Origin of the sequence: Sphingobacterium siyangense, from assembly GCF_023277505.1 — a bacterium.
GTDB lineage: Bacteria > Bacteroidota > Bacteroidia > Sphingobacteriales > Sphingobacteriaceae > Sphingobacterium > Sphingobacterium siyangense.
Window position 1 is genome coordinate 3,013,979 of the sequence record NZ_CP080574.1, and the last position, 23,276, is coordinate 3,037,254.

At 43.0% G+C, this 23,276-nt stretch carries 16 protein-coding genes and 1 tRNA gene; 10 read left to right on the forward strand and 7 right to left on the reverse strand.

Annotated features, from left to right (window positions below; all coding sequences use genetic code 11):
• Positions 1-27: 27 nt before the first annotated feature.
• Entirely contained in the window at positions 28-2,406 is a 2,379-nt protein-coding gene (locus K2F45_RS12175) for a TonB-dependent receptor (protein WP_248933709.1), read from the reverse strand.
• A gap of 312 nt (positions 2,407-2,718) precedes the next feature.
• On the opposite strand from K2F45_RS12175, the gene K2F45_RS12180 reads away from it, so the two are divergent.
• From K2F45_RS12180 to K2F45_RS12195, 4 genes are all read left to right on the forward strand, one after another.
• Positions 2,719-3,576: a heme/hemin ABC transporter substrate-binding protein gene (locus K2F45_RS12180; protein WP_248933710.1), complete on the forward strand. Its 858-nt coding sequence runs from the start codon at positions 2,719-2,721 to the stop codon at positions 3,574-3,576.
• Between the two features lie 5 nt (positions 3,577-3,581).
• Positions 3,582-4,613 carry a FecCD family ABC transporter permease gene (locus tag K2F45_RS12185; RefSeq protein WP_075992431.1) on the forward strand — a complete coding sequence of 344 codons (1,032 nt, stop codon included), beginning with the start codon at positions 3,582-3,584 and terminating at the stop codon, positions 4,611-4,613.
• A 33-nt stretch (positions 4,614-4,646) separates the two neighbouring features.
• Complete coding sequence (locus tag K2F45_RS12190) at positions 4,647-5,438, forward strand: heme ABC transporter ATP-binding protein (RefSeq protein ID WP_075992432.1); 792 nt, start codon at positions 4,647-4,649, stop codon at positions 5,436-5,438.
• 91 nt (positions 5,439-5,529) lie between these two features.
• Positions 5,530-6,492, forward strand: a complete 963-nt coding sequence (locus K2F45_RS12195; protein WP_075992433.1) for a helix-turn-helix transcriptional regulator — start codon at positions 5,530-5,532, stop codon at positions 6,490-6,492.
• A gap of 29 nt (positions 6,493-6,521) precedes the next feature.
• Here the strand turns inward: K2F45_RS12195 and pdeM are convergent, their stop codons facing one another.
• From pdeM to K2F45_RS12215, 4 genes are read right to left on the reverse strand one after another with little or no spacing between them, the layout of a single operon-like run.
• Positions 6,522-7,190, reverse strand: coding sequence for a ligase-associated DNA damage response endonuclease PdeM (gene pdeM / locus K2F45_RS12200; RefSeq protein ID WP_075992434.1), 669 nt, complete (start codon positions 7,188-7,190; stop codon positions 6,522-6,524).
• On the reverse strand, positions 7,187-9,649 hold the full coding sequence (locus K2F45_RS12205; protein ID WP_248933711.1) for a ligase-associated DNA damage response DEXH box helicase: 2,463 nt from the start codon (positions 9,647-9,649) through the stop codon (positions 7,187-7,189). The genes pdeM and K2F45_RS12205 overlap by 4 nt, the downstream gene beginning before the upstream one ends.
• A gap of 22 nt (positions 9,650-9,671) precedes the next feature.
• The gene (locus K2F45_RS12210) at positions 9,672-11,252 is read right to left on the reverse strand and encodes an ATP-dependent DNA ligase (protein ID WP_248933712.1); all 1,581 of its coding nucleotides are present in this window, start codon (positions 11,250-11,252) and stop codon (positions 9,672-9,674) included.
• An 8-nt stretch (positions 11,253-11,260) separates the two neighbouring features.
• The gene (locus K2F45_RS12215; protein WP_248933713.1) at positions 11,261-12,259 is read right to left on the reverse strand and encodes a ligase-associated DNA damage response exonuclease; all 999 of its coding nucleotides are present in this window, start codon (positions 12,257-12,259) and stop codon (positions 11,261-11,263) included.
• Positions 12,260-12,401: 142 nt separating this feature from the next.
• Here K2F45_RS12215 and K2F45_RS12220 point away from each other — a divergent pair, with 142 nt between their 5' ends.
• From K2F45_RS12220 to K2F45_RS12240, 5 genes are all read left to right on the forward strand, one after another.
• On the forward strand, positions 12,402-13,886 hold the full coding sequence (locus K2F45_RS12220; protein WP_248933714.1) for a hybrid sensor histidine kinase/response regulator: 1,485 nt from the start codon (positions 12,402-12,404) through the stop codon (positions 13,884-13,886).
• A complete protein-coding gene (locus tag K2F45_RS12225) occupies positions 13,876-17,478 on the forward strand; it encodes a response regulator (protein WP_248933715.1) in 3,603 nt (1,200 codons plus the stop codon). The genes K2F45_RS12220 and K2F45_RS12225 overlap by 11 nt, the downstream gene beginning before the upstream one ends.
• Positions 17,479-17,491: 13 nt before the next feature.
• Complete coding sequence (locus K2F45_RS12230) at positions 17,492-17,863, forward strand: response regulator (RefSeq protein ID WP_088161415.1); 372 nt, start codon at positions 17,492-17,494, stop codon at positions 17,861-17,863.
• Entirely contained in the window at positions 17,864-18,694 is an 831-nt protein-coding gene (locus tag K2F45_RS12235) for a CheR family methyltransferase (RefSeq protein ID WP_075992440.1), read from the forward strand. It abuts the gene before it with no gap.
• 71 nt (positions 18,695-18,765) lie between these two features.
• Positions 18,766-19,131: a response regulator gene (locus K2F45_RS12240; protein WP_153847546.1), complete on the forward strand. Its 366-nt coding sequence runs from the start codon at positions 18,766-18,768 to the stop codon at positions 19,129-19,131.
• 143 nt (positions 19,132-19,274) lie between these two features.
• Here the strand turns inward: K2F45_RS12240 and K2F45_RS12245 are convergent, their stop codons facing one another.
• Entirely contained in the window at positions 19,275-20,024 is a 750-nt protein-coding gene (locus K2F45_RS12245) for an NUDIX hydrolase (RefSeq protein WP_248933716.1), read from the reverse strand.
• Between the two features lie 312 nt (positions 20,025-20,336).
• Here K2F45_RS12245 and K2F45_RS12250 point away from each other — a divergent pair, with 312 nt between their 5' ends.
• On the forward strand, positions 20,337-22,649 hold the full coding sequence (locus K2F45_RS12250) for a glycoside hydrolase family 3 protein (protein WP_248933717.1): 2,313 nt from the start codon (positions 20,337-20,339) through the stop codon (positions 22,647-22,649).
• A gap of 369 nt (positions 22,650-23,018) precedes the next feature.
• Here the strand turns inward: K2F45_RS12250 and K2F45_RS12255 are convergent.
• Positions 23,019-23,092, reverse strand: a tRNA-Arg gene (locus K2F45_RS12255).
• Positions 23,093-23,276 lie beyond the last annotated feature (184 nt).

The following is a 23,276-nucleotide window of genomic DNA, read 5'->3' on the forward strand; positions in this document are numbered from 1 at the left end:
TGCTAAATTCTTGTTCATTAGTCCTTATTATTCTTTTATCCAACGGTAGCTCACGCCGCCCATAATAACGCGTCCAGGTTGCCCAAGTAAATAACGGCTTGTAAAATTGAATAGATTGTCACCGATCAGACGCAGTGTCAATCTGCGGTTCATCAGACTCTTTTCTACCGTCATATTCACCAGTGTATGATAGGGGATAAAGATGTCATATTTGTCGATAAACTGGTTGCCATTGTATTCCTGAAAAGGTGTGGCACTTCTGAAATTGACACGCGCATTGACATTGACGCCCCAGGGTTTATATTCGTATTGGGCTTTTGCGTTGAACATGTGTCTCGAACGGTCTTCAATACCCCAATAATCCGATTTTTTGCTCTGGCGATATTCGCCTGTAGCGGGATCGTTGATCTGGTTATAGGGATAACTTCCCTTGGCAATACTATCCAAAACACTCAGGTCTTTGGCAATCAGGTATTGATAGCCCATCGACAATTGCAGATCTTTGGTCGCCTGATAGGTCAATGAAACTTCAAAACCTTTATTCATGGCTTTGGGCAGGTTGCGGTAGCTATAGATCTGTGCTACTTTGGTCCCGTTACCCACACTGACTGTGTTGATCTGATTGTTGATCCGATGGTAGAAGACCGAGAAATCGGCCTGAAATCTATTGGACGGACTCCAGGTAAGTCCAATATTGTTTGAAATGCTGGTTTCGGCTTTGAGGTTACCCGCCACCAAATTGAGCATATAGCTGTTTTTATAACTCAGTTCTCCGGCTTGATCCATGGCTGCAATCACATCGGCTACGCGCTCTGAGCCCACGACCAAATAGTTGGCTGCTGGATTGAAAAAGACCTGATAGCGCATCTTATAGTCGGGTGCCTTAAATCCTGCTCCGATACCACCTTTGATCAAAAGCTTAGGGCTGAGATGATACTGCAGGCCTAAACTTGGACTCAGATGGCCGTTGTAGACATTGGTCTGATCGTAGCGTAGACCCAGCGTCGTCAATAAGCGGTCTACAGGTTTCCATTCGGTCTGCAAATAGGCGAATGCGCTGTTCAATGAGCGTTTGGCATCCAGATCCTGGTTGTCCATCAGTTCAAGACTGCCGCCTATACCACCGGTAAGTTTGACCTGTTGTGCGGGGCTATACGCAAATTGCTGTTCAATGCGGTGTACATTCTGACCGAATTGCTCGGCACTGGCAACAATACCTTGTTGCAACCATTGTGCGGCAATCTGGGAGTGGAAACGCGAGAAATAGTAACGCGTCATACTGCGCAGTCCCGACTCGAAATTATGGTCGTAACTCGCCGAAAGATTGATGTCCTGATCTTTTTGTTTATCCTGTAGTGTGGCCGATTCGGACCATGCATTGATCATTTCAGATTCTCGGGCTGCATAACGCCCTGTAACGCCCAAAGTGCCATTTTTGCTTGTACGATAACGTAGTCGCCCCTGGAAACTATAGTTGGTATAGGGCGGAAAAGTGGTACTCTTGGAGTCCAGATACTGCTTGTCGGTATTAAAACCATCCGTGCGGTAGTAATTGCCCGAAAAGACGGCGCTCCCGCGTTGATTAGCAAAAGGTGTTTCTGCTTCCAGCGTTGCATCAACGGTATTGAGACTGCCATAAAGAAGCGATGCCTGTGCCTGTGGTGTGATTGCACCATGGCGAGTAATGATATTGATCGCACCACCCAATGCGTCACTGCCGTATAAGCAGGAGGATGCGCCTTTGATAATTTCGATACGTTCGATGTTGGTCACCGAGATACGGGATAGGTCAAAGTTGCCACTATTGCGCCCCAGCATGGGTTGTCCGTCTACAAGGACCATCACGTAGTTGCTGCTGAAACCCTGGATCTGTACACCAACAGCTCTGGAGCCCCCGGCAATATCGTTGACGATGGCAATACCCGTCTGTTCTTTTAAAACTTCATCCAGACGGCGGCTGCCCATAAGCTCAATTTCACGTTTGGTGATGACTTTAACGGGCATGGCGGCATTTTCGGCCTTAACGAGATTGTCTACAGCCTGCACTTTGCCCTGCACATCAACTACATCCATCTGCCGTTCTTCAGCTTTTAACACAATGTTCAACTGCTGATTTTTGTCTTCCAAATCGATAACTTGACGGTACTGCTGATAACCCATGGCCTGTACCTGTAATTCGTAGCGCCCAGCATAGAGCTGACTAAATTGAAATCTCCCTGCAGTATCTGTTTTAAAAGCATATTTGTCCGGATAAAGATATACGGTCGCATTGGCTACGCCTTTATTGGATTCGTTTTTCAATACACCGGAGATTTTCCATTTTTCCTGTGCTTGCAGGGTATAAACCTGGCAGGCACATAAGGCGATCAGGGTGCTTGTTCGAATAGATGAGATGCTTCTAAACACTATTTTTATTTTTACTAATTCTAAATAATGTTACAAAAAACGGTAATCCGTCTGAATTTTTCTCTATGCAAAATGTCATAAATTCTATTTAATCCGTTTTTTGTGGACTGAAAAGTAGTTTGTTTTAAGGGGTATATTGCTGTTTAGTAGTGTTTTATAGTTCTTTTTACGTTGTGGAGTACTATTCTAAAAGATTCGATATAATTTGTATTTAGACTGATTATTGATTTGTTTTGTACTCAAGTTGAACGGCGAGATGCGAAAACCATTCCTGGAAATCCGCTATCGCCATCATGGAGATAAAGAATTACGATGAGTAGATTTTATGTTGTTATACTGTGTTTTGTGATGCAAATCGGTGGATGGGCGACGGCACAGCAGAGAATCATTACGTTAAACAGTTCGTTGACCGAAACGATATACGGACTGGGAGTGGGCGAGCGCATGGTCGCTACCGATGTGACAAGTATATCGCCCAAAGCGGCTGCAGCCTTGCCGAGGGTAAGCAAGAATCGGTCGGTATCGGCCGAAGGTCTGTTATCTTTTAAACCAAGCATTGTTATTGCGAATGAAGGCGACGTATCCAAATCGGTCATTCAGCAGATTCGTGCGGCTGGTGTGAAGTTTGTCTCCATTAAACCAAACTATTCTGTTCCGGGTGCACTTCGTTACATCCACGAGGTGGCAGATGCCGTCGGTGAATCTGCTGCCGGTAAAAATCTGGTTTCCCGCACGAAAGTAAGCTTGGATCATACCATGGAATTAGTGAAAAAGGAAAATCAGGGTAAAGCAGCACCCAAAGTATTGTTTTTATATGCCCGTGGTACAGGTACCATGAGTGTGGCAGGTAAGGGCAGTAGCTTGGATGCGATGATTAATCTGGCTGGTGGTAAAAATGCGGTCCAGGAATTTTCGGATTTCAAACCCTATACGACGGAAGCGCTGGTGCAGGCCAATCCAGATATTGTGTTGCTATTTGATTTTGGCGCGAGTAGTCTTGGCGGTGAGGATGCTATCCTCAAATTGCCGGGCATGCGTATTACGAATGCGGGTAAAAACGGCCGTATCTTGGTGATGAATGCCTCACTACTGGTAAATTTCAGTAACCGGCTGCCAGACGCAATCTTAGAATTGCACCGTGGATTTGGAAAAGTGATGGATTCAAAATAAAGCCGGTGCAAAAGAAACAGAAATTTATCCTATTGGCTTTGGGCCTGGTATTGGGTGTTGTAAGTATTGTTGCCTTGGGGATGGGGGCCTACCATATTCCGTCCGCTGATATCTTAACGATGTTGATGCAAAAATTGCACTTTGGGAGTGCCGAAGCTGTGCACAATATGCAAGGAGATGTTCTTTTTGAGATTCGTATGCCGCGTCTTTTGCTCGGACTTTTGGTGGGTGCAGCACTTGGTATATCGGGTGCTGCGATCCAGGGTATATTCCGCAACCCATTGGCAGAGCCAGGGTTGATCGGGATTTCTTCTGGAGCGTCCCTTTTTGCGGTACTGATTATTGCCTTTGAGACTTTTCTTTTCACCTCTTTAGCGGCCTGGATTGGATATTATATATTGGCTTTTGGTGCTTTTGTGGGCGCTGGTTTAACCGCTTTTTTGGTTTACCGTATCGCCAGTAAAAATGGTCGTCCAAATGTGACGACGATGTTGTTGGCGGGTATTGCCATCAATGCCTTTGCTGGTGCGCTGACGGGTTTGATGACTTATATGTCGACGGAGCAACAGTTACGTACCATCACTTTTTGGATGCTGGGCAGTCTTGGCGGGGCTACTTGGGATAACCTAAGGGCTTTGGCTCCCTTTATTTTGATCCCGGTGCTGATCTTGCCTTTTTTTGGAAAGTCATTGAACGCTTTTTCACTCGGGGAGTTGCAGGCAGATCTTTTGGGTATGCGTACTGATCGCGTCAAACGCTGGGTGGTTGTCTTATCCACGCTTGCTGTGGGAGCATCCGTTGCGGTGTCGGGCATTATTGGTTTTGTGGGATTGATTGTTCCACATACAGTTCGCCTGATGGGTGGGGCGGATCACCGATTTGTGCTTCCTGGTTCATTACTATTAGGGGCACTGGTGTTGACATTGGCAGACGTGATTGCCCGGGTCGCCGTGGCACCCATCGAATTGCCCATTGGCGTGATTACGGCTTTACTGGGTACACCGGTATTCTTGTATATTTTAATCAAAGATAAATAGTCTTTTGGCAGAGGCTTAAAAAATAATCGCATTATGCTACGTGTAGAGAAGATCAACTACGAAGTGAACGGACGAAAGCTCCTGAAGGATATTACCTTTCAGGTGCGCAAAGGGGAAATCCTGGCAATCCTAGGAGCCAATGGCGCGGGTAAATCGACGCTGATGGGAGTGCTTTGTGGTGAAAAAAAGCCGGATTCGGGAGCTATTCATCTCAATGGCAAGGCACTGTCGGCATACGAGCCTGCGGCTTTGGCCAAATGCAGGGCTTTACTGAGTCAACAGCAGCAGATGACATTGAGTTTTAGTGTAGAAGAGATTGTGCTGATGGGACGGTATCCGCATTATAAGAATAGTCCGAAGCAACAGGACTATAAGATCGTGGCCGAAACCATGGAACTTTGTGGGGTATCTGCTTTTGCTGAACGGGATTTTTTGAGTCTTTCTGGTGGTGAACAGCAGCGTGTTCATCTTGCACGGATCCTAGCGCAGGTATGGGATAATCCGGATGCGTTGTTGTTATTGGATGAACCGATTTCAGCATTGGATCTGCACTATCAGCAGAAAGTACTGGCCATTGCACGGGCACTTGCCCGAAAAGGATTTATGGTGGTGCTGATTGTGCACGACGTCAATTTTGCCGCCATGTATGCCGATCGTATTCTGATGCTCAAAAATGGCCGAAAGCTCTTTCATGGTACCCCGGTGGAGGTATTGGCCCAAAAGGAGATCTATACCATCTTTTCGGTCGAGTCCAATGTCATTATGAATCCAAGAACATTGAAACCCTATGTTCAGTTGGAGGAAATGGATATTGACTTGGATTAACTGTGTTATTTAGAAAGGTTATAAATAATTTTAGAATACCATCTTATTTCGTTAATTTTAACTGCTTCAGGCTTATTTAGGATTTGTAATCATGTTGGTGAAAAGTAAAATAGTAGAGTTGGCAGATTGGCTTTTTGAAGAAGAAATTCCGGATGGCTATGTTCCCGACAAACCTTTGGTCGAAAATAGGATATCCATATCCAAAGATCCTGTCCATATGGAGAATTTTCAGCTATCGACTTCAGGATTGTTTATCTTGCATTCGAAAATGCAGTTTGATCGGCCAGTGCAGGTGCTTACGGAGATCGAGGGCGAGACCATAACCAGCCAGTTTATCTTTTTTAAGCCGACAGATAGCAAATTGCCTTACGGCATGAGCCGGCATAATATACGCTACATTCCTTCGGTCAAATCCATTCATGAAGTGGAACCTGGTATTGAATACACGTATTTTATAGCCGTTATTTCCAAAGAGTATTACCTCAATCTGATCAAACGCGATTCGTTATTGCATCAGCAATTTGTGCATGAGATCGAAAAGGGAGAGTATGTGTCATTTTCGGAGGAGGATCTGATGGCAACCTACGAGATGCAGCATACCATAACTGAGCTGATTGAATCTAAAAAGAAAGGGGAGATCCGTCGATTACATACGGAGTCACGTGTTGTTGAGCTGCTGATGTATCAGTTTGAGCAATACAATGAGAAAACGGAAAGCAGTGATTCGCTCTTTCATGAGGAGGATGTGCAGCGACTGGAGATGGCGCGACAGATTCTTGAACAGCGTATTGCCAATCCACCAACGCAAAAAGAACTGGCAGCAGAGGTGCTGACGAGTGAAAGTAAACTACGTAAGGACTTTAAGGAATATTTTTCAGTGACCATTCACGACTACCTCACACGGGTGCGTATGGAAAAAGCCAAAAGTTATCTGCTCGAAGATAAAATGACGGTTTATGAGGTGGCCCTGTTGACGGGCTATGGTCATCAGAATAATTTTAGCAGTGCATTTAAAAAATATTATGGGATCTCGCCAGGTGAACTCAAAATGTAATGGTGAATTCAAAATGTCATAAAACGTTTTTATAATCTGTTTTTTTGGATGGGAAAGATCAGGTCATCTGTGATTGCATAACATTGATACGCTGTAGATAATTCCTTACTGTCTAGCCCTGTAAACTTACTAAATGCAGGCAGGATAATTTGATGATCAGAAACCATAAAACAGGGTAAGCGTAACTGCCTTCTCGGTGGTATGACAATACTGACTCCTGGATGCAGATGGCCGCTAATCCTGAAGGAAGATTGATCTTCCGCATCGATGGGGTGGTGTTTAAATTGTATCTGCTGCAGTTCAAAGATTTCGTCATGTTGGTGAATGTTAAATCGATCGGTCATTTGTTTCGACAGGCGATCATGGTTTCCTTTGACCAAGTGGAGGAGAAGCGTTGGATATCTCGTTTTGAATTGTTCCAATAGTAGCACTTCTTGATTGATACCTGCATGAACCAAATCTCCAACAACAATAACCTGAACGGGCTGATAATAATCCACTAGGCGCTCGAGTCGATTGAGATCGGCTATTGTGGTATCCATGGGGATTGCAATACCGTGCTTTCTGAAATGTGCTGCTTTGCCAAGATGCAGATCGGACAGAATCAATGTTTTTTCTGATTTCCAAAATATAGAGCGTTGATTGTTAAGGATTAATTGCTGCTTATTAAAGGTAATTGTTTGCTCTTTGATCTTCATTTTCTACGTTTCTTTTTTTGCATGTTGGCCTTTTCCATCCGTTGGATACGCTCGATCAGTGCTTCGCTCGACAGCGACTGCCGCAGGCTATCGACCTTGATCGGAAAGCTCAGTGGCGTGTACTCTTCGACAAAGGTATAACGTATTTTACTATTGTTTATCCTGTCGAATGCTTTTATTAAACGATATTCTTCCAATTGTTGGTTGAACACTTCGCTAAAAGCTTGTTTGAGGAGTAGGTTGCTCGGGTCGTGCTCCATTAATACCTTGAAAATAATTCCGGATGAAGCCTGTAGGGATTTATTGTTTTGCTGTGTACCCGGATAATTTTGAACCACCAATCCCGAAATGACAGCAATATCTCTAAATTTACGGCTGGCCATTTCTGCGGAGTTGATGCTGCTGATAACATCTTCCATCAGATTTTTACGGCTCAAGACCTCTTCGAGCTGTGATTGGCTCAGTTGGATGTCCTTGTCGGAATAGAGTTCAAAACCATAATCATTCATGGCCATAGAAAAACTGATGGGGTACAATTTGCTGATGCGATAGGCGACGAGCGCTGCCATGACCTCATGGATCAGTCTACCCTCCAAAGGGTAGAAAAAGAGATGATGTCCTTCTCTTGTTTTGATATGTTCGACAAGAAATTCCGCTTCGCTAGGCACGGCCGAAAGTTCGGTCTGTTTTTCGATCAATGGTGCCAGGAAATGAAGCTCTTTTTCACTGGAAGGAGCTCCTGTTGCTGCAGCCAATTTTTTACGAAGGAAATGGCTTAAATTGGACGATAAGGGAAGTCTACCCCCGAGCCAGCTTGGAGTAATGGCTTTACCCGACGAGTTTCTTACGAATACGGTCATTTCCTTGACCATCACAAGTTCCAGGACGCGTCCCGCAAGAATAAATCGCTCGCCTTTTTTGAGTTTACTGATAAAATATTCTTCGATCATGCCGATATAACCACCGGAGAGGAACTTCACGCGCATCATGGCGTCCCCTACAATAGCGCCTATATTGAGTCGATGCAGAAGTGCCAGGCGACGATTTTTGATGATCCATTTACCTTCTTCATCTTGGATAACCTTGTGAAATTCTTCGTAGCGTTTGCCAATTTTTCCCCCTGCGGTAATAAAATACATGCACCATTGCCATTCTTCCTGATCCATATAGCGAAAGGCATGGGTATTGGCGACGATCGCATGCAGTTCTTCCGAACGAAATCCCCCACCCAGGGCGATGGTTACCATGAATTGAACAAGCACATCGAAAGTTTGAACCATAGGGTCCCGGTTTTCGATCGTCTGCGTTTTTACAGCCTCCTTCAGTGCGGCGACCTCGATGAGCTCCAGGGAGTGCGTAGGGACGAAATAAATCGTAGAGGTTTCGAAAGGGCTATGGCCGCTTCTTCCAGCGCGTTGCATAAACCGGGCTACACCTTTACTCGAGCCAATCTGGATGACTGTATCAACGGGTTTGAAATCTACCCCTAAGTCCAAGGAAGAGGTCGACACGACTGCTTTAAGTTTGCCGCTGCTGAGATTATCTTCGATCCATTCGCGGATATTGGCATCAATAGAGCTGTGGTGTAAGGCGATTTGTCCGGCAAAATCTGGATGTGCCTGTAAAAGGAGCTGATACCACATTTCGCTTTGGCTGCGTGTGTTGGTAAATAGGATTGTGCTTTTGCTCTGGAGTATAATGGGGACGACCTGGTCCGCTAGGTTGCCACCGAGGTGTCCTGCCCAGGGCAATAGTTCCACTTTGCTGGGGTAAATTGGTTTGATCGCTATCTTCTTTTTCTCTTTAGCGACAATTTCGATACGTTTTTTTTCTGTTGGCAACAGAACCTCCATAGCTTCCTCGAGATTGCCTATGGTGGCAGTGATCCCCCAAACGCGCATCTTTTTATAGTGCGATTTGAGGAAGGCGAGCGCCAGTTCGACCATAACACCACGTTTGTTGCCCATCAGTTCATGCCATTCGTCCACCGTGATACACCGGAGATTTTTGAAATACTTATCCCGTTGTTTTTGTGCGAGCAGCAAATGAAGACTTTCGGGAGTGACGAGCAGAATATCGGGCATCGATCGCGTCTGTTGCGCTTTTACTTTCGGATTGGTGTCGCCATTGCGAACCTGAACGACCCAGTCCAGCCCAATATCGTCTATGGCCTTTTGCATTGCTCGTGCAAGATCTTTAGCCAATGAGCGTAAGGGTGTTACCCAAAGTAGCTTCAAACCCTTCTGGTGCTGATCCGGGTTATTAAGAAAGTCTATCAGTACCGCCATAAATAACGAAAAGGTTTTTCCAAATCCTGTTGGTGCAATAACTAGTCCGCTATATCCCTGCGCGTATTTCTCCCAGGCCTTGGTCTGAAAGCTAAAGGGAACATTTCCCTGGGATTCGAAATAATTGTTGACAATTCGAAATCCTTCACTATGTGCTATCTTCTCGTTCACGCTGTTTTATCGTCTCAAATTTTTATTGAATCAATTGTTTTATATCGTCAAGGGTGTCGATCTCTGCCGCTGTTTTGTCCTTTCGCCAGCGTAAAATCCTTGGGAAGCGTAATGCTACGCCAGATTTGTGTCTTTTGCTGTATCCTATCCCTTCAAAGGCAATCTCAAAGACAAGTTCGGGTCTAACCGTGCGGACGGGGCCAAATTTTTCCAGTGAATTTTGTTTGACAAACCGGCTTACTTCAAGGATTTCTTTGTCTGTAAGTCCCGAATAGGCTTTAGCGATCGTGACCAACTGATCGCCATCTTTTACGGCAAAGGTATAATCTGTGTAATGTGCACTCCGGCGACCGCTACCTTTTTGTGCGTAGATGAGTACAGCATCTATACTCATCGGATTGACTTTCCACTTCCACCAGCCTCCTTTTTTGCGACCGGCGTAATAAGGTGAGTCCATTTTCTTGAGCATGATGCCCTCACTGTTAAGCTCGCGAGCTGCAGTTTGGATTTGTTGAAGGGCTGTCCAGTCCTCGGCATTTATCAACGGTGATAGTTTTAATACGGTACCCGGATTGGCTGCATAAAGTTCTTCCAGCTGTACACGCCTGTATGCAAGTGGCTCCTGGCGGAGATCTATTCCATTCAGTTCCAAGAGATCATAAAGGTAGACTGCAATAGGTACTTCCTCACGCAAAGCTTTTGGGATTGTTTTGCGATTGATCCGTTTTTGTAGATCGGAAAAGTTAAGTACACGGCCGTCTTTAACAGCAAGAATCTCTCCATCGAGCACAAAGCTTCCGCTCCATTGACTGAGGGCTGCAGTAATTTCGGGAAACTGGGCTGTAACAAGTTCTTCCCCGCGTGACCAGATGTGTATGTCTCCGCTGCGCTTGATAAGCTGGCCGCGTATTCCATCCCATTTATATTCGACTTGCCATGTTTTAATTGACCCTAGTTCTTCCGGTTCTTTTTCAATAGGATAGGCGAGGCAGAAAGGATAAGGTTTGGAAAGATTGGTATCACTATACGTTCCATGAATAAGTTTTTCAAATTCGACTTCATGTGGATTCCAATCGCCCATGATGCTGTGCGCTACCGCACTCGCCTCAGTACCTGTATATTGAGCAAGGGCATTGATTAAGCCTTTTGCTGAAATGCCCAAACGGAAGCTTCCGCCCAGAAGTTTGTTAAAAATAAAGCGCTCGACGGTGCTTAGCCCGTTCCAGGATCGAAGAACGAAAGCTTTTTTCTCTGCAATGGATGCATTTTGTAAGGCAATGATTTCATCCATCCAGTCGCTAAGGCTTTTTTCTATCAGTTGCGATGCCGATGGCAAAAGTAGAGCCAAGGTTTCGGATAGATCACCTACAGCAGCATAGGATTCAATAAATAACCATTCGGGAATTTCTGTTATTTCTAAAGTCCAGGTTTTGAGGTCTTTAACCGCGATACTCCGTTTCGGTCTTTTCCCCGTCATCAAAGCGAGGAACCAAAGTTTATCTTTGTCAGAGGCTTCCCTGAAAAAATGCAAAACAGCCTCTTTTTTCAAATTGGTCTTGTTGCTGCTGTCGAGAGCATGTATCAATGTTGCAAATTCTTTCATAAGCTATCTTAAGTCGTTTGGACTTGGGGATCTTCTTCATCACCATACTGTGTGGTGACCTCTTCCGCTTCAATGCCGATTTCATTGAGATATTTGGCAAAGGTAGCTGTTTGCCCGTGGGTCACATATACTTTTTCGGCCGAACTGCCACGTACTGTCTGCAATAAACCTGACCAGTCGGCGTGGTCACTGATCGCAAAACCAGCATCTGCGCTGCGCCATCGTCGCGCCCCACGGATTTGCATCCAGCCCGAACAGATGGCATAGGCAACATTGGGTATTTTTTGAAGGAGCTGGCTGTCCAGCAGTGCTGGCGGAAGCAATACAATCTGCTTGTCTAGTTCTTTTGGAGCTGATTTTACGTCCGCAATCTGATAGGGTGGTAGTTTTACACCTGCCTGGCTGTAGGCCTCATTTAATTTAGCAATACTGTAATGTACATATACTGGACCCATTTTATGTACAGCATTTAGAATACGCTGCGATTTTCCAAGCGAATACCCTATAAATACGGATGTCTTATGATTGCTTTGGTTGTTCTTAATCCAAGATTGCAGTCGTTCATTTTGTACCGCTACAGACTCCCATCGATAAATAGGAAGACCGAAAGTACTTTCTGTAATGAGCTCATGGCATTTCATCGGCTCAAATGGTGTACATAAGCCATCCTCCTGAATTTTGTAATCGCCAGTAAATACGACGACTTTACCTTTATACTCCAGGCGAATCTGGGCAGAACCAATGATATGTCCGGCGGGGTGCAGAGAAACTCTGACACCATTGATGTGGACAGGTTCATTGTAAGCGATTCCCTGGATTTGAATATCTGGACCGATCCGGCTCCGAAGTATATTGACTGTGAAATGATGACAGAGGTACTTCTTCATTCCCCAGTGGGCATGATCTGCATGGCCATGAGAAATAACAGCCAAATCAACAGGCTTCCATGGGTCGAGATAAAACTTACCGGGAATGCAGTATATGCCTTTTGATGTAAAACGTATCATATTTGTTAAAACAGGCTTTGACAGACTAAAGTTTTACTTATTTCATGCGCTTTTTTTTGCCAGCGGTTTTCCGTAATTCGATTGGTGGTATTCAGTTAATTTTTTTAGATTTGTTAACCTTGATGCTAAGTTTTAATACACTATGATATTAATTGTTGATGATAATCCGGATAATATTTACTCTTTGCAAAAATTACTGGAATCCAAAAATTTTAAAGTTGATACCGCTCAATCAGGGGAAGAAGCTTTAAAAAAGATCTTAAAATATAAATATGCATTAATCATATTGGATGTTCAGATGCCAGATATGGATGGCTTTGAAGTCGCTGAAAATATAGCGGGATTTAGCAAAACAAAGGAAACTCCGATCATATTTTTGTCTGCTGTAAATACGGATAAACGCTTTATCACCAAGGGTTATGATTCGGGTGGATTGGATTATGTGACCAAGCCTGTGGATCCCGACATCCTGATGTTGAAAGTTAAGACATTTTATCGGCTGTATGAACAGACCCAAGCGCTTAAAGATATTCAACAAACTTTAGAACTTGAGGTAGAACGGCGCAAGCAGGCACAGCAGGAACTGCGGTCTAAGGTGGACTATTTGCATACGCTTTTGGAGTCTTTGCCTCAAATTGCTTTTACCTGTGACAGTGTAGGAAATATTGATTTTGTGAATGGTCGCTGGTTTCAGTTTTCTGATGATGCCTCAAAATTCCCACAGATCTATCCTGGCGATCAATCAATCGAAAAAGAGCTTCAAGCGAGTCTTCGTTCTGGAGAACCCTTGGAAATGGAAGTACGTATCCAAAGGAGGCCATGTGGGGAATACCTATATCAGCTTTTGCGTGTGTGGCCAATTTTGGAGAATGGAGCGAGTAAGTGGGTCGGGACTTTTACAGATATCGATGCACAAAAAAAAGCGGAAAAGGAAAAAGATGAGTTCCTGAGTATCGCGAGTCACGAGTTGAAAACACCTTTAACAAGTATTAAAGCCTATATGCAATTGCTCGACCGTAAACTTAAGCTGGAGGAGGAAAGTGCTGAGGCAAAGTATGTAACCCGGGTTCAGGGCCAAGTTGACAAACTCAACAGTCTTATTTCTGATCTTTTGGATCTGTCAAAGATCGATAATGGGAAGCTGCTAATCAATAAAAAGGTATTTTCTCTCGAGCATATGGTCAAAAGTGCCGTGGACTCCATTGTTCAAACGCATGACCAAAGCAGCATGAAGCTTTTCCGGCAAGGGGATATTACGGACGTACAGATTTATGGTGATGAGATCCGTCTAGAGCAGGTGTTGGTTAATTTTTTGACGAATGCATATAAATATGCTGCTGGAACTGAAAAAGTAATTGTTGACTGCTCTATTGAAGACAGCAACGTGAAAATAAGTGTAATAGATTTTGGGATCGGCATTCCAGAAGAGAAGCAAGGTGATGTGTTTGAGAAATTTTATCGTGTGGAAGAAACGTCGTTCGATTTTCAGGGGCTTGGGATAGGACTTTATATCTGTGCTGAAATTATTCGCGCCCATCATGGAACCATTGCTGTGGAAAGTTCGGGTGGACAAGGGGCGACATTTTATTTTACCTTACCTTTAAATTTACCTCTAGATGCCAAATAGTAAGACACTCAATAATCTAACGGTCGGAATAGGTTTTTCCTTAGTCATATTGCTGATAAGTTCTACTGCATCTTATGTTGGTATTCAGGAACAAAATAAATACCGTGAGGAGCTTGGTGTGACAAGGAAGATTATCAGTACATCCAATAATTTACTCATTGCATTACAAGGAGCTGAGACAGGAAACCGGGGTTTTCTTTTGACCGGAAAGGAAAGCTATTTAGAACCTTTTAATAAAGCATTAGAAAGCTTGCCCACAGAATTAAAGGCTATAGAGACGCTGACCAGGATGGATCCGGTGCAAAAAGTTCGTGTTGATAGTCTGTTAACTGCTGCGCAATGGCGAATAGAAGTCTTAAAGGAGGCCGTCGATACTAAAAGAAACGGTGGTGTGGTTAGCTTGGCTCAGTTGGATGTTAGTAAATCGGCTATGGATAAATGTCGCACGATTATTAATGACATTATCCAAAATGAAGACGATACAATCAATCAGAAATCTACCAATCTGGACAATTCGTCGTTTATCACGACACTTTTTATCGTTATCAGTGCATTGCTTTCTCTCATTATTACCAGCTATTTTTATTTCAGGTTACGGGCAGATTTCAAAAAGCGCGCTTTGCTAGAAAAATCACTTCGTGACAAGGATGAAGCGATTTCAAGACGATTAAATCTCGTTCAAAAAATAACCAATCGCATCGCATTGGGGGAATATGACGTCAAAGCAGAAGAGGTAGAGGATGATGATTTGGGAGCAATAGCCAAATCGGTCAACCGAATGTCCAAATCGTTGAAGAAATCTTTTGACCAACTTAAAGATAACGACTGGTTGCATGCCGGTTATGCAAAACTCTATACAGGGTTGGTGGGGAATAAGAGTGAAGAAACGATTGCGGTCGATTCTATCAAAACCCTGATCGGATATATGGGGGCTGTTAGTGGTGCAATCTATATCTTTAATAATGAAAGGTTGGAGCTGGCAGGAACGTATGGACTGGATAAACAGGTACAAAAATATTTTTTACCTGGCGAAGGATATATCGGTCAGGTATTTACGGATCGTGAACCAAAGACCTTGAATAATTTAAATACGGCAGACTATCTCGTGAGTTTTGCCAACGGAAAAATCAATGTACCTCATATTCAGCTTTTACCAATGCTGGTTGATGATCAGGTGCTGGGTGTATTGGAGGTTGGTCAAATGGAGAGTTTTACTGCAGTGGAAAAGATATTTTTGAGTGAATGTTCCCGACAGATTGGGATTGCACTAGTTTCAGCAAAAGGAAGGGCGAAAATCCAGACCTTATTGGAGGAAACACAGGTGCAATCTGAAGAGCTATTAACCCAACATGCCGAGCTTGAAAGCTTAAATACTGAATTGGAGGCGCAAACATTGCGTTTGCAATCTTCGGAGGAAGAACTTAAAGTGCAGCATGAGGAACTGATGCAGTCCAATCAAGAGCTGGAGGAGCGCTCGCGTTTGCTTGAGGATAAGAATCTGATGATTGCGGAAAGGAATCAGGAGATCCAACAAAAAGCTGAGGAGCTGGCGCTAAGTACCAAATATAAGTCGGAATTTTTGGCTAATATGTCCCATGAACTTCGTACGCCACTCAACTCGATCTTATTATTGTCGCGCTTATTGTCCGAGAATGTGGAGGAAAATCTGAATTCAGATCAGATTGAGTCAGCCAAAGTTATACAAAGTTCGGGAACAAGTTTGCTCACATTGATTGATGAGATTCTGGATCTTTCCAAAATTGAATCCGGTAAGATGACTTTGGATTATGCGTCGTTGGATCTGAATGATATTTTGTCGGATTTGAATAGTTTGTTTTTGCCGATTGTACAGGAAAAAGGTTTGCTGCTAAAGACGAATATCAGCGATAAGGTCAACCGGAGATTTCAGGGAGATCGGCTTCGCATCGATCAGGTACTCCGTAATTTGATCTCAAATGCGATTAAATTTACCAAAGAGGGCGAAGTACGTCTGGAAATCTATGAAGATCCAAGCGATAGCGATCGATTGGTGTTCGCTGTAGTCGATTCGGGCATTGGTATACCACTTGAAAAGCAAAAGATTATTTTTGAAGCCTTTCAACAAGCTGATGGCTCAACGAGAAGGAAGTTTGGTGGTACTGGATTGGGGCTTTCCATTAGCCGCGAAATCGCGCGCTTACTCGGTGGAGAGATCCGGTTGGAAAGCGAAGTAGGCAAAGGCAGTACGTTTTTGTTTATTATTCCGAAGTCGAAAGTTGAAGTCAAAGAGATATTGACCAAAGAGCAGCAATTGGTTGAGGAGATATCTTCGGAAGTAGAAGAGGTCATTGAGATTGTTAAAGAAGATAGTTATAATCCGGTCACGATTAGGATCCCGGAGGAGATTCCAGATGATCGGGATACGGTTGTAGAGGGGGATAAGGTGATTTTGATTGTGGAGGATGATATTAATTTTGCGAAGGCACTCTTGAAGTATACCCATACGCAAAACTATAAAGGTGTAGTTGTTGTGCGTGGTGACCATGCACTCCCAGCCGCTGAAAAATATCACCCCGTTGCTGTTTTGCTCGATATTCAATTGCCAATTATGGATGGATGGGCTGTCATGGATCAATTGAAGGGCAATAAGGCTACGCGGCATATTCCGGTTCATATTATGTCTTCGCTTGAGGTGAAGAAAGAAAGTTTGTTAAAAGGAGCGATCGATTTTATTAATAAGCCTGTTGCGTTAGAACAAATGACTTCGGTATTCCAAAGAATTGAATCGGCGTTAAGTCGTTCGCCGAAGAAGGTGCTTATTGTTGAAGAAAATCCAAAGCATGCAAGTGCATTGTCTTATTTCTTAAGTAGTTTTAATATATCACTTGAAGTAAAAGATAATGTAGAGGATAGCATTACAGCTTTACGTACAGCGGATGTGGACTGTGTGATTTTGGACATGGGAGTACCTGATGAAATGGGCTACCATACGTTGGAAGCAATCAAACAACATGAAGGACTGGAGAACTTGCCGATCATTATCTTTACAGGCAAGAATTTGTCCAAGGCTGAAGAGTTGAAAATTAAAAAATATGCAGACTCAGTTGTTGTAAAGACGGCTCATTCTTATCAACGGATTCTGGATGAGGTAGGGCTGTTTCTTCATTTGATTGAGGTTAATAATTCAGACGACGCTAGGAGGAAGAACAATGGGCTTGGAGCTTTGACCGACGTATTAAAGGGCAAGAAGGTTCTTGTCGCTGATGATGACGTTAGGAATATCTTCTCGATGACCAAAGCATTGGAGAAATTTCAAGTGAAGGTAATTCCCGCGATGGATGGTAAAGAAGCGTTGGAAGTATTAATGTCCGGAGAACCCATTGATATTGTACTGATGGATATGATGATGCCTGAGATGGATGGTTATGAGACGATTAAGAATATCAGACAACATGCTGACTATGCAAGATTACCAATTATCGCTGTTACGGCAAAGTCGATGATCGGGGATCGTGAAAAGTGTATTCAGGCAGGAGCTTCGGATTATATCTCGAAGCCGGTGGATATCGACCAACTCTTGTCTTTATTGCGTGTGTGGTTATATGAAAATTGAGGACAACTGATATATGGATCAACATAAGGTAATATTAATTGTGGACGACGATCAACGCAATATTTTTGCATTGCGTTTGACGTTAAAAGCTAAGGGATATCAGGTGTTGAGCAGCACAAGTGCGAGCGAGGCTATTGAGATCTTGGAGGCGAATAAAGGTGTGGCGTTGATATTGATGGATATGATGATGCCTGAAATTGATGGCTATGAGGCGATTCAGCTAATTCGCAATTCGAGTTTTATAGGCAAAATTCCGGTTATTGCCGTGACGGCTCAAGCGATGAGTGGAGATCGGGAGAAATGCTTGGAAGCTGGAGCCCAGTCGTATGTCTCGAAGCCGATTGATGTCGATAAATTGATGGGTGAAATTGAACGGTTAATCTAAATGTTGGGCTATAGTATCATAAAAGACCATGAAATAGATATTTTGCTTGAAGATATCTATCGAGACTACGGGTATGATTTTTTGCAGTATAGCCGTGCCTCGATGAAGAGGCGGATTAATCGGCTTATGACGAATGACCGTTTGGCAAGCTTTGCCGAACTTCGCTTTGTATTAAAGGACAATCCTGCATTTTTGCAACACTTTGTAGAAGAGATTACCGTTAACTTAACTGAGATGTTTCGGGATCCTTTATTCTTTCGTCAGTTACGGGAGGAAATTCTACCGCAATTGGGTACATACCCGTTGATCCGTGTGTGGATTGCTGGTTGCTCCACAGGAGAGGAAGCTTACTCGATGTCCATTTTGCTAAAAGAGGCCAATTTGTATCACAAGTCATTGATATATGCAACGGATATTAATCCACGGGTACTTGATATTGCCCGGAATGGTGTATATCCATTGAGCCAGATAAAATCTTTCTCTGAGAATTACATAGAATCTGGAGGAAAACAGGATTTTTCGAAATATTATACAGCAAATTATGAATGGGCGAAATTCAATGCCGATCTAAAGCAAAAAATGATTTTATCTACCCATAATCTGGTATCTGATACCTCATTTAATAGCTTTCAATTAATCCTTTGTCGTAATGTCTTGATCTATTTTAATAAGGACTTGCAAGAGCGTGTCTTTAAATTATTCGACGCGAGTCTAGAAAATTTAGGATATTTGGCATTAGGTAGTAAAGAAACCATACGATTTTCAGGTATTCAACATAACTTTACACCTGTAGGGGATCAAAAAATTTGGAAAAAACTTTATACCTTATAGGGGGGTGCAGGCAGACGTGAATCTTTTTGTGTCTGATGTAAAACAATGACGGTATACATAAACTATTTTATATGAGTAAAGCAAAAACGGTATTGATATTTGAGGACGATACCATTATTTTGGAGGTTATAACGGTTGTTTTGACAGATTTAGGGTTCCATGTTGAAGTTTCCGAAACTTCACATGATATTATCCAAAAGGTGGAATCTGCAGAGCCCAACCTTATCTTAATGGATAACTGGATTCCAAACATAGGTGGTGTTGAAGCGACTAGATTGCTTAAATCAGATAAGCGTTTTAGCCATATTCCCGTAATATACGTATCGGCAAACAACGATATTCAATCCCTAGCAGATCGTGCCGGAGCGGATGATTTTTTATCTAAACCTTTTGATTTGGAAGATTTGGAAAATATTGTCAATAAATATATTGTATAGATCAATTGTAAAGGTTGGACTTCTGTACTGCGCATCTCAGTTTCTTGCGGGTTAGTTTAGCCGATGGTAGAATGTTGGCCTGTGTCAGCGGTGACTAGGCTGTAGTGTATTATAAATTTGGTATCAAAGTGTTGGTGATTGTACTACCAGGTATTTAAACCTTCCTGTAAGATATTCTTGTAGGTTTCCACGTTGAACTTATAGAGGTCGGGAGCTTTGTGGGCTCCGCCTTTCCGTTGTTCGTCAAGTTTTTGAAGGATGCCCATGTTTTTCATTTTACGATAAAAATTGCCTCGATTAAGTTTTTTACCAAGTACTGTTTCATAGAGCCCTTGCAAGTCGGACAGTGTAAACTTGTCTGGTAGTAAATTGTATCCTATTGGTTTGTAAGAAAGCCGTTCGCGAAGAGTCCGAAGAGCCTTGCTGATGATTTTGCGGTGGTCCATGGTGATATTAAGTTCAGTGATGTCCTTAAAGTCGATCCACTGGCAGGTCTCACTTAAGGAATCAGGTTGAGGAACAACATGTTTGTAATTTACCAGCGCGTAGTAACCAATTGAAATAAAACGCTGTTTGTTCCACAGTGTGTCAGGGTAATCCGCAAAGGATTGCTGGCTGCGCTGTGGGTTTCCAAATACAGCAAATTCTTCCAAGAAGATATCCTTTACACCCGAGCGTTCATAAAGTACACGTTTGACCGCTTCGTCAGTATCCTCCTCTTTCCCCACATAACCTCCAGGAAGAAACCACTCTTTATTGTAGTTCATTTTTAGTAAAAGGATTCTCAAAGAACCTTGATCGAAGCCAAAGACGACGGTGTCTACAGAAATGTGAGGTAGAAATTTTTCATAACTCTCTGCCGATGCGTTAATAATCTGTGTTCTGAAATCCATGTACTTTCTGTCTTTGGGTTAATATTACAAAAAAATATCTCAATGGGAGGCAAGTTGGCCGATAAAAGTCGAACAATTCCTTGTGTCAAAAATTACATTAGGGGCTTTTTTGTTAAATCAATAGATTGATAGTTAGCTTTTTGTGTTATTTCGTTGATTTTATTTTGTATTTGAACAAAAAGGTTGTACAATTGTATTGCTTCATAAAGAAGCAATACAAGTAACTGATTATAACGTATCAAGCCAAATGTTTTTATTGCCGATAAGGCGAACGTTTTGACTACGAACTCATTTATTAAAATAACAGATTATATGAACGCAAGGAAACTACTATTCGCTTCATCTTCCAGTCTATTTTTAACGTTTTCGGCACAAGGCCAGGTTTATCAAAAGATTGAGAATAAATATGGTCCTGTATTGGGTTATTCGACAACTTCGGGAGTGAAGATCCTAAGCATTGCTGGAAATAAATTTAAGGATCTTAATCGAAATGGGAAATTAGATCGTTATGAAGACTGGCGTTTGACACCAGAAGAGCGCGCCAAAGATCTCGCCTCAAAATTATCTGTTGATCAGATTGCTGGACTTATGTTATACAGCAGACACCAAGCTTTACCAGCACCCGCCTTTGGATTTATGGCAGGCACCTATCAAGGCAAAAACTATCAGGAAGGTATTGTTTCACCTTGGGCCCTGACCGATCAGCAGCGCGAATTTCTGGAGAAGGATGGGCTTAGGCATGTCCTATTAACAGCAGTAAAAGATCCGGAAACCGCTGCCCGCTGGAATAATGAGTTGCAGGGTTTTGTGGAAGGGTTGGGATGGGGTATTCCGGCGAATAATAGTTCCGATCCACGTCATAATGCTGTTGTCAGTGCAGAGTTCAATGCGGGGGCAGGGGGGCAAATTTCGATGTGGCCGGATGGACTTGCGATGGCGGCGACATTCGATCCAGCTATCGTCAAACGTTTTGGGCAAGTGGCGGCTTCAGAATATCGATCATTGGGCATCACGACGGCATTATCGCCACAGATAGATTTGGGTACCGAGCCGCGTTGGTACCGCATTGGTATGACTTTCGGAGAGAGCCCCGAGTTGACCACAGCCATGGCTAGAGCTTATATCGATGGCTTTCAGACGTCGAGTGGAAAAGACGAAATTGCCTTAGGCTGGGGGTATAAGAGTGTTAATGCTATGGTGAAACATTGGCCCAGTGGAGGGCCTGAGGAAGGTGGTCGGGACAGCCATTGGGCTATTGGAAAGTTTGCGGTATATCCAGGTGATAATCTGAAGCAACATATTATTCCATTTGTCAATGGAGCTTTTCAGTTGACAGGAAAGACGAGCAAAGCTGCCGCAGTTATGCCCTATTATACGATTTCTTTTGGTCAAGACGAGAAGAATGGTGAAAATGTGGGAAATGGTTATAGCAAATATTTGCTTACCGACTTGTTGCGCGGCACCTACGGTTATGATGGTGTGATCTGTTCGGACTGGTTGATTACGGGAGATGAAGCGCCTAAACCAGATGGATTTGCAGGTAAACCCTGGGGGGTAGAACAGCTGTCGGTGGCAGAGCGTCATTATAAAGCATTAATGGCAGGTGTAGATCAATTTGGAGGCAATAACGATAAGGCTCCTGTTTTGTCGGCCTATGAACTGGGTGTCAAAGAGCACGGACAGAAATTTATGAGACAACGGTTTGAGGCTTCCGCTAGAAGGCTTCTGTTAAATATTTTCCGGGTAGGACTCTTTGAAAATCCATATTTGGATGTCGAGGAAAGTCGTGTCACTGTCGGAAATCCGCTCTATATGAAGGAGGGCTACGACGCACAGGTAAAGTCCGTTGTTTTACTAAAGAATAGTAATCAGCAATTGCCTATTCGTGGACGGAAGAAAGTTTATGTTCCGAAGATGTATAAGGCAGCAATGAAAGATTGGTGGGGAAACTATACACAGGCGCGATTGGAATACCCCGTTAACATCGATCTCTTGCGGAAATATGCTGATGTAACCGATAACCCCAATGAAGCTGATCTTGCAGTCGTGTTTGTACAGAGCCCGATCAGTGTCGAAGGTGGGTATAGTGAAAGGGATCGCAAGAATGGTGGAAATGGATATGTTCCCATTTCCTTGCAATATGGCACTTATACAGCCTCAAACGCAAGAGCGGAGAGCATTGCTGCGGGTGATCCAGTAATCGATCCGTCGATTAAGAATAGATCTTATAAGAATAAAATGGTGACTGCTGCTAATGTGATGGATCTTCAGACGATATTGGATACGAAGGATATGATGAAAGATAAACCAATTCTGGTTGCTGTAACTGCCAACAAGCCGATGGTATTTGCCGAGTTTGAAAAGGAAGTCTCTGGTATTGTCTTGAATTTTGGTGTATCGACACAGGCTGTATTGGATGTTATGTTTGGAAAGTATGAACCATCTGGTCTTTTACCGGTTCAAATGCCAGCGAATATGGCTACAGTAGAGAAGCAAGCAGAGGATGTGCCCTTTGATATGGAGGTATATGTTGATCAAGCCGGACATGCTTACGATTTTGGTTATGGTTTGAACTGGTCTGGTGCAATTAAAGATGAGCGCGTACGCGAGTTTGTTAAGAAATAGGTTTAATCCATAAATACCATGTAAGTCACCATCATAGTTTCAGTTCATTTAGATGGTCCCGGGGTCAATCAGCGCCAGATAATCAGAAATTACTTTTGATAAGGTCGAAGCATTTGCTCGGCCTTATCTATTTTTATTATTTAGGTTATTATTAACCTAAAATATAACCATATGAATGTTATTTTAATTGTCATACTTGCCTTCGTTGCTTTTCTTCTATATAGTCAATTTAAAAGTGAGAAACCTTAGCTTATTTTCATCTTCAAGCTCGACTGCCATATCGATGAGATTTTAATGAATCTTAACTTTTGAAACCATATAGTGTATAAAAAGAAAAGCCCCTTTGTGTTGAATAAAGGGGCTTTTAAGTACGCCAATCAGGATTCGAACCTGAGACCGTCGGTTTAGAAAACCGATGCTCTATCCAGCTGAGCTATTGGCGCGTCGCTTTCGGTAATGCAAAAGTAGACATTTGTGTTATATTTCCAAAATATCGCCAACTTTTTTTTGTGGTTTTTCAATAACTGATTGCTTTTCAACAAGATTATTTTATTGATCTAGGTCAAACAAAATGAATAAAACTGCTGTTACCTTTGTGTTGTTAAACAAATAGAAAAAACATAAAAT